This window comes from Chitinophaga flava (assembly GCF_003308995.1).
Lineage (GTDB): Bacteria > Bacteroidota > Bacteroidia > Chitinophagales > Chitinophagaceae > Chitinophaga > Chitinophaga flava.
This window is the reverse complement of the sequence record NZ_QFFJ01000001.1, coordinates 396,637-412,461: the sequence shown is the minus strand read 5'-3', so window position 1 is coordinate 412,461 and position 15,825 is coordinate 396,637. Positions and strand designations below refer to the sequence as shown.

Annotated in this window: 12 protein-coding genes and 1 riboswitch; of the genes, 11 read left to right on the top strand and 1 reads right to left on the bottom strand. The window is 47.7% G+C overall.

Annotated elements, in window-relative coordinates; genetic code table 11:
* Positions 1-12: 12 nt before the first annotated feature.
* From DF182_RS01545 to DF182_RS01535, 4 genes are all read left to right on the top strand, one after another.
* On the top strand, positions 13-1,464 hold the full coding sequence (locus DF182_RS01545) for a SusD/RagB family nutrient-binding outer membrane lipoprotein (protein WP_113613933.1): 1,452 nt from the start codon (positions 13-15) through the stop codon (positions 1,462-1,464).
* Positions 1,465-1,869: 405 nt separating this feature from the next.
* A complete protein-coding gene (locus DF182_RS32075; protein WP_147243312.1) occupies positions 1,870-2,106 on the top strand; it encodes a hypothetical protein in 237 nt (78 codons plus the stop codon).
* A 198-nt stretch (positions 2,107-2,304) separates the two neighbouring features.
* Positions 2,305-4,926 carry a M1 family metallopeptidase gene (locus DF182_RS01540; protein WP_161964022.1) on the top strand — a complete coding sequence of 874 codons (2,622 nt, stop codon included), beginning with the start codon at positions 2,305-2,307 and terminating at the stop codon, positions 4,924-4,926.
* 95 nt (positions 4,927-5,021) lie between these two features.
* Positions 5,022-6,191 carry a hypothetical protein gene (locus DF182_RS01535; protein ID WP_113613932.1) on the top strand — a complete coding sequence of 390 codons (1,170 nt, stop codon included), beginning with the start codon at positions 5,022-5,024 and terminating at the stop codon, positions 6,189-6,191.
* A gap of 574 nt (positions 6,192-6,765) precedes the next feature.
* On the opposite strand, the gene DF182_RS01525 is transcribed toward DF182_RS01535, so the two are convergent.
* Positions 6,766-8,064 (bottom strand): cobyrinate a,c-diamide synthase, encoded by a 1,299-nt coding sequence (locus DF182_RS01525; RefSeq protein WP_113613930.1) that lies wholly within the window; start codon positions 8,062-8,064, stop codon positions 6,766-6,768.
* Positions 8,065-8,142: 78 nt separating this feature from the next.
* On the opposite strand from DF182_RS01525, the gene DF182_RS01520 reads away from it, so the two are divergent.
* The 7 genes from DF182_RS01520 to cobA all read left to right on the top strand — a co-directional run bounded on the left by DF182_RS01520 (position 8,143) and on the right by cobA (position 15,825).
* Entirely contained in the window at positions 8,143-9,615 is a 1,473-nt protein-coding gene (locus tag DF182_RS01520; protein ID WP_161964156.1) for a cobyric acid synthase, read from the top strand.
* Entirely contained in the window at positions 9,612-10,634 is a 1,023-nt protein-coding gene (locus DF182_RS01515) for a pyridoxal phosphate-dependent aminotransferase (RefSeq protein ID WP_113613928.1), read from the top strand. Before DF182_RS01520 ends, DF182_RS01515 begins: the two co-directional genes overlap by 4 nt.
* Positions 10,619-11,575, top strand: coding sequence for an adenosylcobinamide-phosphate synthase CbiB (cbiB, locus tag DF182_RS01510; RefSeq protein ID WP_153259988.1), 957 nt, complete (start codon positions 10,619-10,621; stop codon positions 11,573-11,575). The genes DF182_RS01515 and cbiB overlap by 16 nt, the downstream gene beginning before the upstream one ends.
* Positions 11,549-11,737: riboswitch (cobalamin riboswitch) on the top strand. (Overlaps the previous gene by 27 nt.)
* Before the next feature lie 129 nt (positions 11,738-11,866).
* The gene (locus tag DF182_RS01505) at positions 11,867-12,187 is read left to right on the top strand and encodes a (2Fe-2S) ferredoxin domain-containing protein (RefSeq protein WP_113613927.1); all 321 of its coding nucleotides are present in this window, start codon (positions 11,867-11,869) and stop codon (positions 12,185-12,187) included.
* 15 nt (positions 12,188-12,202) lie between these two features.
* Entirely contained in the window at positions 12,203-14,239 is a 2,037-nt protein-coding gene (locus DF182_RS01500; protein WP_113613926.1) for a TonB-dependent receptor, read from the top strand.
* A 1-nt stretch (position 14,240) separates the two neighbouring features.
* Complete coding sequence (locus DF182_RS01495) at positions 14,241-15,083, top strand: Rossmann-fold NAD(P)-binding domain-containing protein (protein ID WP_113613925.1); 843 nt, start codon at positions 14,241-14,243, stop codon at positions 15,081-15,083.
* Positions 15,058-15,825 carry a uroporphyrinogen-III C-methyltransferase gene (gene cobA / locus DF182_RS01490; RefSeq protein ID WP_113613924.1) on the top strand — a complete coding sequence of 256 codons (768 nt, stop codon included), beginning with the start codon at positions 15,058-15,060 and terminating at the stop codon, positions 15,823-15,825. Before DF182_RS01495 ends, cobA begins: the two co-directional genes overlap by 26 nt.

The following is a 15,825-nucleotide window of genomic DNA, read 5'->3' as shown; positions in this document are numbered from 1 at the left end:
ACACAGGCATATATGAAAAAGTATTTTGTTTATATGGGTGTGGCACTGGGATTGTGTACCAGCGTAGCCTGTACCAAAAAATTTGAGGACATGCAGCATAACCCGGAGACCTTGAAAGTGGTGCCTGCGGGTAACTTCCTCAATGCGATTGTTTTTGATGGTGTCAATACAGGACTGAGAGAATCCCACCGTATCAATAATGAGCTGATGCAGGTAACGGTTACAGAAATCTCTACTACAGACCTGCACCGGTATTTTATCAAAAACACAGAATCCGATTATCCCTGGGAGAATTATTATCTTACCCTCAATAACGTAAAGGATATGCGTGCCTCCGCCAAACTGGCCGGAGAGCCGAACAGCGAGGCTATTGCATTGACCCTGTGGGCATGGCAGTTCCAGCATCTGGCTGATATCTTTGGAGACATCCCTTACAAGGATGCACTGCGTGGATATCCCGACAACCAGTTGCAGAACAGGTTTGATCCCCAACAGGATGTATACCGCGACCTGATCAATAAGCTGGATACCGCCAACAGACTTTTTGTGACCAATGGCAGCAAAGGTCTGGAACAGGGCGATGATCTGTTGTTTAACAGTTTTGCTGTTCCTGCTAACATCATCAAATGGAAAAAACTCTGTAACTCCCTCCGCCTTCGTTTGCTCATGCGTATCGCGCACAAATCAGCAGATGCCCGTCAGGAACTGGGCCTGATGCTGAATGCGCCTGACAAGTATCCGGTGATGGTCAGCAATGACGAGTCTGCGGTATTAAAATACACTAACGTAAAACCTTTCCAGAATCCATTCTTCAGCTACCGTGACTATGATTTCAACGGAGACAGGGCCTTGTCATCTTTCTTTGCTGACAAGCTGCTTTCCTGGAACGACCCACGCCTGGCTGTTTGGGGTAAAAAGGCAGAAGATGGTGTATACAGAGGTATTTCCAGCGGTTACAAACCAGAGCAGTTTGACAGTATCTCCGGCATTAAAGCAGCTACGCTGAATGTTGATCTGAAAAAGTCCAATCTGATTGGTACTATCATGACCTATGCAGAAGTGGAGTTTATCCGGGCAGAAGCGATCATGAAAGGATATGCTACCGGTAACGCACAAACGGCTTATGAAAATGGCGTGAAAGCAGCTGTTTCCTACTGGGGAGTGCCGGTGCCAGCCGACTTCCTGACCCGTCCGGGTATCAGCTTCAACAATACACCGGAGCAGGTACTTACCCAGAAATATTTTGCGCTGTTCTTTACGGATATGCAGCAGTGGTTTGAATACCGCCGCACCGGCTTCCCGGTATTGCCCCGTGGAGAAGGTATCATCGCCGGCATGAATATGCCTGCCCGCATGAAGTTCCCCATTATCGTACAAACGATTAATGCGGCCAATTATCAGGCCGCAGTACAGCACATGGGTGGAGATGAAATATCTACCAAAGTGTGGTGGCAACAACCATAATTAATTACAGCTTTTAAAGTGAAGGATATAGCTTGTATTGTAATGAATTACAATACAAGCTATATCCTTCACTTATTTTATAACGTTTTTTGTTACTGTTTTTTTAAATAGTATAAATGCGAAATTACTTATTATTGTAATTGATATGAGACCTGAGCCTGTACCTAACCACAGTTAGAAGCCCCGAATTACTAAAGAGCACCTCATCTCCATGCTATACTATCTTACTACGGCGCCAGATTGATCTTTCTATTTTAATATTAAGCATGCATTTGAGCTTTTACAGATTTTTTTAAAGCAGTAATATAAATCGAGTACTATAGTTGTTAATGCTATAATAAAGGGAGATGTCGAAAACCCTCAGAAAAGAGTAGGCTATTGTTAATACCTTTAAATTTTACGATTATGAACAAGGCCAGATTTTTATTGTCAGCTGTTGCTTTGGTTGCGGTTGTTGGTGCAGTTACCGCTGGTAAGTCTAATCCTAGTGATGTAGTTTATACTAGTACTATACCTACTTGTAATTGTATTGCAATCAACGCGACTCTTAATCCAAATGGTCAACCTCTCATGACAGCTTATGCAACAACGGATCGACATGCTTGTTGCTTGGATTTGCATACTATTTATCTAGAATTGTAATATTGAGTAGTGATTGAAGTAGAGGGAACTGTTACGTTTCCTCTACCAGGTAATTTTTAGCAACAACCATAATCATGATAAAATAATGCAAGAACCTGAGCAGATATTAACATTATCTGCTCAGGTTTTGCATTTAAATGATTGTAAATTGATTCTGGTGTATATTTAGCGACGTCAAAATCTAATTATCGCAACCAGATGAAATCACACATTTATGTATTAGCTTCTCTGCTGTCCTGCGGAATAATGCAGCAGAGCACTGCACAAACAGCGCCTGTTTCCCGTTATGATCAGCATGAAGCTTTTTCTCCTTTATTTTACCCTACTAACGGAAATGAGTACCGGAGCGCAGGAGGGCAGCCAGGACCCAAATACTGGCAGAATGCGGCCGACTACAAGATTGATGTTACACTGGATACCTTACAGCATCGCCTTTCCGGCACCGTGCTGATCACTTACAAAAACAACAGCCCTGATCATCTTCCTTTCCTCTGGCTGCAAATGGATCAGAACATCTACCGGGAAGATTCCCGCGGGACGGCCACTGTAGCCGCTACGGGCGACCGTTTTGCCAACCGTCATTATACTGCAGGCTTCGAATTGCAGTCGGTGACGGTGATGAGTAACGGTAAAAGCACTGCCGCCAACTACCAGGTAAATGATACCCGTATGCAGGTAAGGCTGGCAGAAGCATTAAAAGCTGGTGCCAGTATTCAGCTTAAAATACAATACAGCTATACCATCCCCGAATATGGTACAGACCGTACCGGCCGGCTCAACACCCGCCACGGATGGATATACGAAATAGCACAGTGGTATCCCCGGATGGCGGTATACGATGATGTGCTGGGCTGGAATAATATCCCTTATATGGGCGCGTCAGAGTTTTACCTGGAGTACGGGAACTTTGAATACAGTGTCACTGCACCCGCTAATATGCTGGTGGCAGGTTCTGGTGCCCTCATCAACGAGGCGCAGGTGCTGAATCCTGCAGAAGCTGCCCGGCTGGCCAAAGCACGCAATAGTGATGCTACCGTGATGATCCGCGACACCACTGCTTTTCATGACAATACGATTAAAGGCACCCGTACCTGGCATTTTACGTGTAAGGAATCCCGTGATGTGGCCTGGGCTGCCTCGGCCGCTTTCATCTGGGATGCTGCACGTATCAATCTCCCCGGTGGAAAAAAATCCCTTGCCCAGTCGGTATATCCGGTAGAATCTGCCGGTCCTCAGGCCTGGAGCCGGTCCACTGAATTTGTAAAAGGTTCTATCGAACATTACTCCCGGGAATGGTATCCCTATACCTATCCCGTGGCCACTAATGTAGCGGGTATAGTAGGAGGGATGGAATATCCCGGCATTGTTTTCTGCGGCTCGAAGGCCATCAAAGCCGAACTGTGGGGTGTTACCACTCACGAGTTCGGACATAACTGGTTCCCGATGATCGTAGGCTCCAATGAACGCAAATATGCATGGATGGACGAAGGGTTTAACACTTTTATCAATGGGATAGCCACCAGGGAATTTAACAAAGGCGAGTTTAAGACTGAACAGTCGGTGCAGCGGATGGCAACCACCATGTTTCAGAATAATGCGGAAGCTATCATGAACACACCAGATGTGATCAATCTCCGCTACAATGCCGTGGCGGCTTATTACAAGCCGGCTTTGGGACTGCAACTCCTGCGCGATCAGATACTGGGCCACGAGCGTTTTGATTATGCCTTCCGGGAATATATCAAACGCTGGGCATTTAAACACCCCACGCCGTGGGACTTTTTCCGCTCCATGGAAAATGCTGCAGGGGAGGATCTGTCCTGGTTCTGGAGAGGCTGGTTTTTGCATACCTGGAAACTGGACCAGGCCGTTAAAAGTGTTGCCTATGCACAAAATGATCCCGCCAAAGGTGCACTCATTACCTTACAGAACCTGGAGCAACTGCCCATGCCGGTGGTGCTGACCATCAAAGATGAAAACGGTCATCGCGACACCGTAAAGCTACCAGCGGAGATATGGCAGCGTGGCGCTACCTGGGTGTATCATCATCCTTCCACAGTGAAACTGTCCAGCGTAGTGATAGATCCTGAAGGTGCTTTCCCCGATATCAACCCCGGCAACAACAGCTGGAAAGCTGATAACGGCAAGCCTGTGCCGGCGGGCGTTACTACTACTACCATACTGGAAAAGTATATTCAGGCTGTTGGTGGTAAGGATAAACTGAAAAGCATTAAAGATCTCTATCTGGAAGCAGCCGGTGATATTATGGGTACACCACAGTCGGAAATCAAAACCAGATACAGACTGCCCGGCAGTTTCTGGCAGGAAGTATTTGCTCCGGCAATTGATAAGGTCATCAAAAAAACAGTTATCAAAGGTGATTCCGTGAAAGTATGGGTGATGGGTAATGAGCAGGCTTTAACAGCCACAGACAAAGGTATGGTGAAAGATAAAAACATGCTGTTTGCAGAAATTTCCTACCTGGAAATGCCGGATGGTGTGAAGATAGAACTGTCGCCGCTTACAGAATCTGTCAATGATGAAGAAGCGTATGTGATCACCATTGCCACACCAAATGGTGGTCTGCTGAAAAATTACTACGATATTAAAACTGGTCTGAAGGTGCGTTCCGCGACCCTGAGCGGGCAGGAGGGAGCACCGGGTAGCAATACAGTAACTGATTACCTGGAATACCGCGATGTAAGCGGTATACAGTTTCCTTTCCGTTCCAGAACCACTATCAATGGCTTTGAGTCCAATATCAAGATCCTGAAAGCTGTTATAAATAGTAATATGAGTGACGAGGTATTTAAGTTCTAGGTAACTGTTCACGGGTCCGGTAGCGGGTATACGAAGATAATTCCATTATATTTGTATACCTGCTATCGGATCTTTTTTTTGAAGTAGCTTTCCCTATGCAACAAACGTATAACTATACCCGTGGTTTCCGGATTCTTTTTTTATGTCTGCTGGCTCCATTTGCGCTGATGGTACCCTTCATTATTTTTTTTCTTGTTACAATGCCGGTGGATGGTACTTATTATGTGCTGGCTACTGCTTTGCTGCCTTGTATGGCGCTGGTGCTGTTTGGCTGGGATGACCTGTTTTCGGTCGTTACAGCTGACAATTATGGTATCCGTTATAAGTCACCTTTATTTGACAGGGAATTATTGTGGCAGGATATTAAAGGTTTTCGCTGGGGCAAGAATGAGCTGATACTGGCGCCTGGTGTATCGGGTAAAAGAAGGATAAAAGTGTCCGCTTTCAGAAAAGGTTATGCTACGCTGGCTAATAGCCTTACCACCCGTTATCAGAATCTCAATGTGCTGGAGGCTGAAATGGCCATGAATGCAATAAAGACGCTTAACGGAGATATCAACCGCCGCATGAAAATGGCCCGGTACAGCATGTGGACACTGAATACATTGGCAATAGGTGTCCCTATATCTACCATGGTTGCAGGCGGGGCTGGCTCATGGCTGATGGTACTACTGATGTTGGTGCCCATCGTGACTTTTATGCTGATGGAATATCACAAGGGACTGATTGTGTTGACGGGTAACAAGGAAGAAATCCGACCTGGTGCTATAATCGCGATTATTGTGCCTCAGATATGGCTATTTCTTTACACGAGTCCGCTGCATATAGTTGATCATACAAAAATGTGGCTGCCGGTTATAATGGCTGCAATGGCTTTGACGGCATGGTTGGCCTATAGTTCAAGGCATCAGCAGTTAGCCATGAAATCCGCGAAATGGTTGGCGTTATTATTTTGTGCTGTCCACTTTTGTGTTGGTTCTTATGGTTCGCTGGTGTATTTTAATGCCGTATTGGATAAAAATAAGCCGGAAATATACGAGGCTACTATCATCAATAAAAGAATTTCCAGAGGTAAATCCACTTCTTACTTACTGAAACTGCAGCCCTGGGGGCCGGAGAAGGATGAGAAGGAAATTTCTGTAGGAGAGGCTACCTACAATGCTTTGGAAGAGAATGATAAACTGGAAATGAGCTTATATAAGGGGGCTTTTGATATCCCTTGGTATAAGCCGCCACGACTCGCGAATAGCAGATTTTTATTTTAGAAACTTAAATAGCAGATAGTGGGAAAGAATGGAAGAAAACCGAAAAATCCGCCAGAAAAATACAGAGATCCTTCAAAGCCATGGTGGATTAGTAATCCGGCACTACCAGATGATTTGAACCGGGCCAGGTGGGAAGTATTCTCATTAAATGGTGTTACGATAATAATATGGGCACTGGCTTTTTTTATTACTGATGGTTTGCGATGGTATTGGGGACTTGGCCTTTTAAGTACATTGGTGGCTATTTTTCTGTTGTACCGGCATGGTAATAATATCCGTCTGATGTATCAGAAGTACCATTATTCACCTGTACCCTGTATTTCGCATGTGATAATGTTAAATGCTATCGGGTTTGTGTACTTTGGGTCTCCTGCTGCCGGTAAACCCGGAATGACCGGGGGAGTTTTACCTGTTATTTTAACAGGGAGCTGCCTGACACTATTATTCTGGCTGTCTATCAGACGATCCAAGTATGCATGGGAAGATATTGTGTTTATCATTTTTTTCCTGTTTGTACAAGGTTATAAACTGGGGCCTGTGATTTACCAAACATTTTAAAACAGCCCTGTAATATCTAAGGTAATCCTAAAATTGTTTTAAGCCCGGTCAATTGGTCTCCCCAGTAAAAATGCATATAACTGGCCAATATACTGGAAGTATGAAACACCGGTGTGGTCAGTATTTCATTCCGGGCATTTAAAACGCGTATATCCGTTTGCGTTATATCTGGTGGAGTGGTAAACTGTGAATAATGAAATTCATGTCCTCTGAGTACTACGTCACCAATATGTATTTCCCGGTATCCGAGCGACAATTTTTTCCGCTGCATGCTGGTCTGTACGGGCAACAGGCCAACCATCGGATAGGCGGTGCCATTTTCGTCCACAATACTTTCTCCCAGGTACATCATACCGCCGCATTCTGCGAGGATATGGCCTTTGTATTGCCGCAGCTGTTCCAGCAATGTACGGTTGGCAGCCAGTTGTGGCAGGTGCAGTTCGGGATAGCCGCCTGGTAAATAAAGCAGGTCTGCCTCAGGCAGCGCGGTATCTGTAAGGGGGCTGAAATAGGTAACAGGACCCAGTTGAGATAAGGCATTTATATTCTCGCGGTAGGTGAAGTTGAAGGCTTCATCCTGTGCCACGGCTATACGTAATTGGGTGGAAGGCGTAGTGGCAGGGGCTGTAGCAGCTACAGCGGGCCTTAAGGTTTGTTGTAGCAGTTGCTCCAGGTCTATATGTGCAGTGAGATGGTCCGCAGCGGCATCAATGATCTTATCATAATCTGTTTCTGCAGAAATATGAAGCCCCAGATGGCGGGAGGGTATCTTTACTTCCGGCTGTTCCGGCAGATAGCCTAATGCCGGGATACCTACGTCTGCGGCGGCTTCTTCTAGGATACGATAATGGGAGGGGGTGTTTACAAAATTAAATATTACGCCGGCAATCTGTATCTCCGGGAAAAAATGTTTGTATCCATATAATAATGCAGCGGCAGAATAGGCCATAGCTTTGGCATTCACCACCAGTATCACTGGTATGTCCAGGAGTGCGGCCAGTGCGGCGCTGCTGCCTTCCATTTTACGGGCGCCGTCAAAAAGTCCCATTACGCCTTCGATGATACTAACATCAGCCTGGCTGCTATACCAGTGGTAAAGTTCCAGGAGATGCTGTTCCTGCATCATGTATTGATCAAGATTGACACTGGTCTGGCCGGCGGCCAGGGTATGATGTTTGGGGTCCAGGTAGTCGGGGCCGCATTTAAATGGTTGTACCTTGCGGCCGCTGCGTCGCAGCGCCCTCAGCAGTGCGAGGGTGACGGTCGTTTTACCTGCACCACTATGCGGTGCCGCTATCAGAAACTGTGGTTTCATGTCTTGCAAAGATAAGCGGAGGAAATATTCTTTTGTGAAAGTTAAATATCTTCGTTGCCACTAGAAGTTATGAATACCATGAAACAACTCCGGCCGGTTATGTTTGTAGGCACTGCCTCCGATGTGGGCAAAAGCGTGATTGCTGCCGGGTTTTGCCGTATATTTAAACAGGATGGGTATATGCCGGCGCCCTTTAAGGCGCAGAATATGTCGCTCAACAGCTATGCTACGCCGGAAGGGCTTGAAATAGGCCGGGCACAGGCTGTGCAGGCAGAAGCAGCCGGCGTGGCCTGTCATACCGATATGAACCCGGTATTGCTGAAACCTACCAATGACAAAAGCTCTCAGCTGGTACTGCATGGGAAACCGGCAGGCAATCAAACAGCCTGGGAATACTTTATGCAGGACGACAAACGTCAGCTTTTTGAAGAGGTGAAAGGTGCTTTCGATAGGCTGTCGGTGCGCTACAACCCTGTGGTGATGGAAGGTGCGGGCAGTATCTCCGAACTGAACCTGCGCCATCGGGATATCACCAATATGCGGATGGCACTGCATGCAGGTGCTGCTGTATACCTGATCTCGGATATCGACAGAGGCGGTGTTTTCGGAAGTGTATATGGTACTATCGCCCTGCTGCCACCGGAAGAGAAAGCCCTGGTGAAGGGTATTATCATCAACAAATTCCGCGGCGATATCCGCCTCTTTGAAGATGGCCGTAAACAACTGGAAACACTGACCGGTATACCGGTAACGGGTGTATTGCCCTACTATCAGGATATTCATATTGAAGAAGAAGATTCGGTAGCACTATCGCTGAAGCATAAACGGCAGACCACCGGCAGAATCAATATCGCTGTGGTATTGCTCCGGCATATGTCGAATTTTACGGATTTTAATGTGCTGGAGAAAGATGAGCGGGTAAATATTTTTTATACAGATAATCCCGCGGATATTGTTACAGCAGATATTGTGATTGTCCCGGGCAGTAAAAATACGATGTCCGATCTGGTGGCTATCAAAAACAATGGAACTGCAAGGGCTATCACGGAAGCGTTTAAACGAAATAAAGTGGTGATCGGTATCTGTGGCGGTTATCAGATGATGGGTATATCTGTTGCCGATCCGCATGGTGTGGAAGGAGAGCCCGGCAGTATGCCCGGACTGGGGATATTACCGGTCAATACTGTCCTCACGCGCGAGAAGATCACCCGGCAGCGTCGTTTCTCCTACCGGCAGCAGGCTGCTTCCTGCGAAGGGTATGAGATCCATATGGGACATACAACAGGTGAAACGCCTTCACCGCTGAATGTACTGGATGATGGACAGCCCGATGGATATTTTCTCAGCAACAGATGCTGGGGTACCTATTTGCACGGCATTCTCGACAATACCGCTGTACTGGACGATTTGCTGGCGGCCTGCGGAAAAACGGTGACTGCCGCTCAAAGCTTCGACTATCGTGCTTTCCGGTCAGCTCAATATGATAAACTGGCCGCTTATATCCGGCAACACCTGGATATGGAAGCGGTATATAAAGCCATTTGTTTATGATACAAGGACACGGAGATGATGCATACCTGTTCAATCGCCCTATTGTAGCCGATTTCAGCTCAAACGTATGGTATGGTGGCACGCAGGAAAAACTGGTACAGCATATTGCGGGCAAAGTCAGTGGGGTCGGCCACTACCCGGATGCAGGTGCTGTTAAACTGCAACATCAGATAGAACAACGGAAAGAACTGACACCCGGTATGGTGATGATGACCAATGGAGGCACAGAAGCCATTTACCTGGTGGCACAGGCTTTCAGCGGCGCTACCACTACGGTGGTGGTACCTTCCTTCGCGGAATATGCCGATGCCTGCAAACTCCATAAACATGAACTGAGTTACTTTTTCTGGGAGAAGCTGGCGCCTGATACCCGCTTTATTACCGACCTGGTGTTTATCTGTAATCCCAACAACCCTACGGCCCAGGTGATGAGTGAAGAGGGAATGCTGCAGCTGATACAGTTCAACAGCCGCACTATATTTATCATCGACGAAGCATATATACAATTCACCCGTAATGCCATTACATTGTTGCCTCGTCTGCATCAACTGTCAAATGTGCTGGTCATACGGTCGCTCACCAAAACCTGCTGTATCCCCGGGCTGCGCTTAGGATACCTGGCCGGACAAAAGTCGCTGCTGGATAAGGTCAGGGCCTTCAGAATGCCCTGGTCGGTCAACAGCCTTGCTTTGGAAGCCGGTTATTATATCATGGACCACCCGGAAGAATTTGAGCTGCCGCTGGACTCCTTGCTGGCAGACACTTACAAGCTATGGGAAGGAGTACGGAAAATGCCTGAGTTCAAAGTGTTTCCTACCAATACTCACTACTTTCTGTTTGAAACCCTCACGGGTACTGCAGCAGCCCTGAAACTATGGCTGGTCAACAACTACGGGATACTGATCCGGGATGCCTCCAATTTTTATGGCCTCGAACAAGGACACTGCCGTGTAGCATGCCGCAACCAGGAAGATAATCAGTTACTCATCACTGCCCTGCATCAATGGACGCTTTCATAAAATTCGTATTGCCCTTACTGTTAGGTTATCTGCTGGACCTGTTGCTGGGAGATCCCCGCAGCTGGCCACATCCTGTGAAGCTTTTTGGTCACCTGATCGGCTATACGGAGCGGCTGCTTAACCATGGCGCTGGCCGCCTGTGGAAAGGGGCGCTGATGACGCTGTTGCTTTGTGCCGCTGTGTTTGCCGGTTTTTATCTGGCGCAGCACTGGCTGGAACAATGGCCCTGGGCCTGGCTGGCCTTTACCACTGTGTTTGTGTTTTTTGCGCTGGCCAACAAAAGCCTGCTGCTGGAAGGAAGGGAGGTGTTTGATACGTTGCACCAGCAAGGCCTGGAGGCCGGCCGTAAGCGGCTGTCCTGGATCGTGGGCCGCGATACTTCAGCTTTATCACCCAATCAGATACGGGTGGCTGTCATGGAGTCTATGTCTGAAAACCTCAGTGATGGCGTGATTGCTCCGTTGTTTTATTATGCGCTGCTGGGTTTGCCGGGTATGATGTTATATAAGATGATCAATACCCTTGATTCGATGGTGGGTTATAAAAATGATCGTTATTATTATTTTGGGAGAGTGGCTGCCCGCCTCGATGATGTGGCCAATTTTATTCCAGCCAGGATAACGGCTTTGCTGATGGTACTGGTGTCTGGCAGTCGCCGCGCGGCACAGTACATCATTCGTTTTGGTAGATCACATGCCAGCCCCAATTCCGGTTATCCGGAGGCAGCCCTGGCGGGAATCCTCAACTGTCGCTTCGGAGGCCCCAATACCTACCACGGCAGAGTAGTGGAGAAACCCTATATCGGCGAACAGCCCCGTGATATCGCTCATCATGAATTCAATAAAGTAACATATATTAATCATGCTACCACGTTGGTGATGATATTTTTTATGCTGCTGTTTTATTATTTCCTATCTTCGCCACCGTTGCCAGGTGTGTAGCCTTTTCTGAGGTACACTTAAAAGGGAATCCGGTGTAAATCCGGAGCAGTACCCGCTGCTGTAAGTTCATCTATAAGTTGCTGATAATATAGCCACTGTATCAACGGGAAGGCGTCAGACAACAGAACAAGCCAGAAGACCTGCCAGGAAACATGTTCACGGTCTGCTTCCGGGATAGAAGCCAGGACAGTTTCCTTCATACTCCCCGTATGTTAGGCACTTTCCCTGATATTCCTCCCCACAGCTCTCCACAATTTTATTTAACAGTTAACGGGCTTATTAACTTAATTCATGGGCAAAGATCTTCAAAAAGTTAAACGCATCGCGTTTATCTGCAACGGCAATTCCTGCCTCAAAAAAGGCGCGGAAGACACCACCCTGCAGCTCAGGGCTGCTATCTCAGAAAACAACCTGCATGAGGAAGTGCATACCATCCGCACACGATGCACCGGCCAATGCGAACACGGACCAATTGTTTTTATCCATCCCGAGGGGACCTGGTATAAGGAAATGTATCCGGAAAATACCACCAACCTCGTTATCAGCCATTTCCTGAACGACAAACCGGTCAGTGAGGCTATCTTTTTTGGAGAAGAAACAACTATCCGTTAAGCGAACCCTTTTTTCATGCGAATTTTTTATACTGTTGTATTATCTGCCCTGGCATCGCCAGTATGGGCACAGCAAAGCAATACAGACACCCTTTCCCGCAAAATACTCAACCTTAAAGCGATCGACATCACCGGCAGCACCGACAAAAGTGCGCACATGCTTTCCAAACTTGACCTGCAGCTGCAACCGGTGAAATCGGCTCAGGACCTGCTCCGCACTGTGCCTGGTCTCTTTATCGCGCAACATGCCGGCGGCGGAAAAGCCGAACAAATACTGGTACGTGGTATCGACAACGACCATGGCACCGATTTCGGTATATTCGTTGACGGTATACCTGTCAACCTCCCCAATCATGCCCACGGACAAGGATATGCCGATATGCACTTCCTGATCCCGGAGGTAATCGGCGGAGCCGCCTACTACAAAGGGCCCTACGAGGCCTCCCAGGGCGACTTTACCAATGCAGGTGCCGCCGTCTATACTTCCCTGTTCAGACCCGATAACCAGTTCGTGAAACTGGAATATGGCCAGTTTAACACAGCCCGCGCCGCTACCATGCTCCGCTTGCTGGATAAACAACAGCAGCCAGGCACCAGAGACCAGAACGCTTATATCGCTGCCGACTATACGTACACCGACAGCTACTTCGACAATCCGCAACATTTTAACCGATTGAACCTGTTGGGCAGATACAACATTGCCCTTAACAGTAACAATACCATTTCCCTCATTGCTTCCGGCTTTACGAGTAATTGGAACGCTTCCGGACAGGTGCCGCTGCGCGCCCTTGAAGACGGCTCTCTTCGCCGCTTTGGCTCTATAGATCCTTCAGAAGGAGGAAAGACTACCCGTATCAATGCCAACCTGCTCTGGGATACCCGCCTCAGTGAGCGCTCTTCCCTGCACCAACAGGTATATTATGTAAGAAACCTGTTTGACCTCTGGTCCAACTTTACTTTTTATAAAGAAGATAGGGTGAATGGAGATGAAATCAGACAATGGGAGAAACGTGACCTCTTCGGATATAAAAATACCTGGCGCCATGATGGTCGCCTGGGAAAAGCAACCTTGCAGTCAGAGATAGGACTGGGAGCGAGGATAGACCTGGTAAACCTGGGGCGCGATCATGTAAAGGAAAGGGAGCTGCTGTCTCATGAGGATTCCTCCCGGGTAGCAGTGGCCAATTACTCCCTCTATTTCAGCGAAACGCTGCGCCTGGCTGGTGGATGGAGTTTCAACGTGGGCCTGCGCAACGATGTGTTTACGTTTAATCTGCACGACCGTATGGACCCATCCAACAATGGCAACAGTGTAGCCTACCGGCTGAGTCCGAAGATTAACATTTACTACGATTTATCTCCTTCGCTGGCATTTTTCGCCAAAACCGGCATGGGCTTTCATTCCAACTATGCTAACGTGGCTATACGCAGCGGGCAGGAGAGTGCTGTTCCCCGTTCTTATGGGGCCGACCTTGGCGCTAATTTCAAGTTAAACAGTAAATTGCTGCTGACCGCTACATGGTGGTGGTTGCAGAGTGATGCAGAGTTCCGTTTCATCGCAGATGATGGCAGCTATGAAAACATTGGCCGTGCTACCCGTACCGGTGTAGATATAGCCTTGCGTTATCATATATGGAAGCCATTATGGGCCGATGTAAACCTCAACTATGCACACCCTCGTCTGATGGACGCTCCCGCAAAGGAAAACCATATTCCCTTTGCGCCCGTCTTCACCAGCACGGGCGGTGTTTCCTGGCAGGCAACAAAAGGATGGAATGCAGGTATACGTTACCGTTATATGGGTAAACGTGCAGCCATCGAAGATAATAGTGTTCAATCGGCCGCTTATTTTCTCACCGACGCTGTTGTGAAATATCAATGGCGCCGTTTCGAATTCGGACTTTCTGCTGAAAATATTTTTAAGGAGAAATGGGCAGAAGCTCAGTTCTACGATGAATCACAACTGAAAGACGAAAAAGCACCGGTCATGGACTTCCATATTACGCCAGGGACACCGTTCTGCCTCAGAGGTAGTATAACTGTTAAATTCTAATATGGATCAACATCTCCCTAAAATCAGCATTTTAAGTTGCGGCTGGCTGGGCAAGCCGCTGGCTCAGCATCTGCAGCGTACCGGATACACTGTGAAAGGCGCCAGAACGACGGCTGCCGGCGTACAGGAACTACAGGAAGCAGGCATAGACGGCTATCAGGTTGTTTTGAGTGAATCACAACTCGATGCACCCGATACCTTCTGGGATGCTGATATTCTGATTATCAATATTCCACCCCGTAACAGGGAACGAGGAACAGAAGCGCATGTGCAGGAAATAAAAATTCTGAAGGAGAAACTGGAAACAACCAGTATTAAAAAAGTAATCTTCGTAAGCTCTACTTCTGTTTATGCCGATGTCAACGATATGGTAACGGAACATAATATGGTGATGCCGGAAACACCCAATGGTATTGCTTTACGGGAAGTAGAACAGATATTATTGCAGTCACCTGCCTTTCGTACTACCGTGCTGCGTTTCGGAGGACTCATCGGTTATGACAGAATACCAAACGCAGAAACATTGCTCACGCAGCGTCGTAGTAACGATGTACCGATGAACGTGATACACCGCGATGATTGTATTGGTATCATCAGCCTGTTGCTCGAAAAAGATATCTGGGGAGAGATCTTCAATGCCTGCGCCAGCGTGCATCCTATCCGATACCACTATTACCGGGCAGCTGCACAGGCACAGAAGCTGGAGATGCCTAAAAAATTACAACCGATAGAACAACCATATAAAATAGTGAGTTCGGCCAAACTGAAACAAAGGTTAGGATATGAATTCATTTATGATGATCCGTTATTGATTTTTAATGCACCAACAACAGGAACAAAATAAGAATATCCTGCATCCGGTATGCATCGTAGGGGCCGGCCCCGGTGCCGCGGATATGCTAACGGTAAGGGCTACACGCTGTATAGAAACTGCTGATGTAGTCCTGCACGACAACCTGGTGTCTGATGAGATACTGGCACTATGCCGGCCTGACGCAGAGAGGATATATGCCGGCAAAAAATATGGCGACACCAAAGATCCGGCAGTACGGCAGCAGCAGATACATGAACTGATGCGCCTGCATGCATTGAATGGAAAAAAAGTGGTAAGGCTCAAGTCCGGAGATCCGTTTATCTACGGCCGCGCGGTGGAAGAGATCCGTTATCTGCAGGAACACCATATTCCATTTGAAGTGGTGCCTGGCATTACCGCCGGGATTGCCGCTGCGGGCCTGTGCCAGGTGCCGCTGACAGAGCGCAACCACAGCAATGCAGTGCTTTTTTGTACCGGCCATACCGCCAACTACGACCATGAACAGCTGGATGCGCTGGCCAATATGCTGCGCACCGGCACTACGCTGGTGATGTATATGGGGCTGAGCAACCTCTCCGTAGTAGTGGCTAAACTGTTGCAGGCAGCCGGATCAGAAACAGTATATGTAACAGCCGTTTCGAAAGTGTCTGCCCCGCAACAACAGCAGGTGACAGCATCCCTGCAGGAGATAGAAGCTGCCATACATCAGGCAGCACTGCCGATGCCGGTAGTGTTCATCATAGGAAAATATGCAACATCCATTAAGGTATAA

Coding starts and splice junctions, on each gene's coding strand:
- DF182_RS01545 (WP_113613933.1), top strand. CDS start 13: ATGAAAAAGTATTTTGTTTATATGGGTGTGGCACTGGGATTGTGTACC.
- DF182_RS32075 (WP_147243312.1), top strand. CDS start 1,870: ATGAACAAGGCCAGATTTTTATTGTCAGCTGTTGCTTTGGTTGCGGTT.
- DF182_RS01540 (WP_161964022.1), top strand. CDS start 2,305: ATGAAATCACACATTTATGTATTAGCTTCTCTGCTGTCCTGCGGAATA.
- DF182_RS01535 (WP_113613932.1), top strand. CDS start 5,022: ATGCAACAAACGTATAACTATACCCGTGGTTTCCGGATTCTTTTTTTA.
- DF182_RS01525 (WP_113613930.1), bottom strand. CDS start 8,064: ATGAAACCACAGTTTCTGATAGCGGCACCGCATAGTGGTGCAGGTAAA.
- DF182_RS01520 (WP_161964156.1), top strand. CDS start 8,143: ATGAAACAACTCCGGCCGGTTATGTTTGTAGGCACTGCCTCCGATGTG.
- DF182_RS01515 (WP_113613928.1), top strand. CDS start 9,612: ATGATACAAGGACACGGAGATGATGCATACCTGTTCAATCGCCCTATT.
- cbiB (WP_153259988.1), top strand. CDS start 10,619: ATGGACGCTTTCATAAAATTCGTATTGCCCTTACTGTTAGGTTATCTG.
- DF182_RS01505 (WP_113613927.1), top strand. CDS start 11,867: ATGGGCAAAGATCTTCAAAAAGTTAAACGCATCGCGTTTATCTGCAAC.
- DF182_RS01500 (WP_113613926.1), top strand. CDS start 12,203: ATGCGAATTTTTTATACTGTTGTATTATCTGCCCTGGCATCGCCAGTA.
- DF182_RS01495 (WP_113613925.1), top strand. CDS start 14,241: ATGGATCAACATCTCCCTAAAATCAGCATTTTAAGTTGCGGCTGGCTG.
- cobA (WP_113613924.1), top strand. CDS start 15,058: ATGCACCAACAACAGGAACAAAATAAGAATATCCTGCATCCGGTATGC.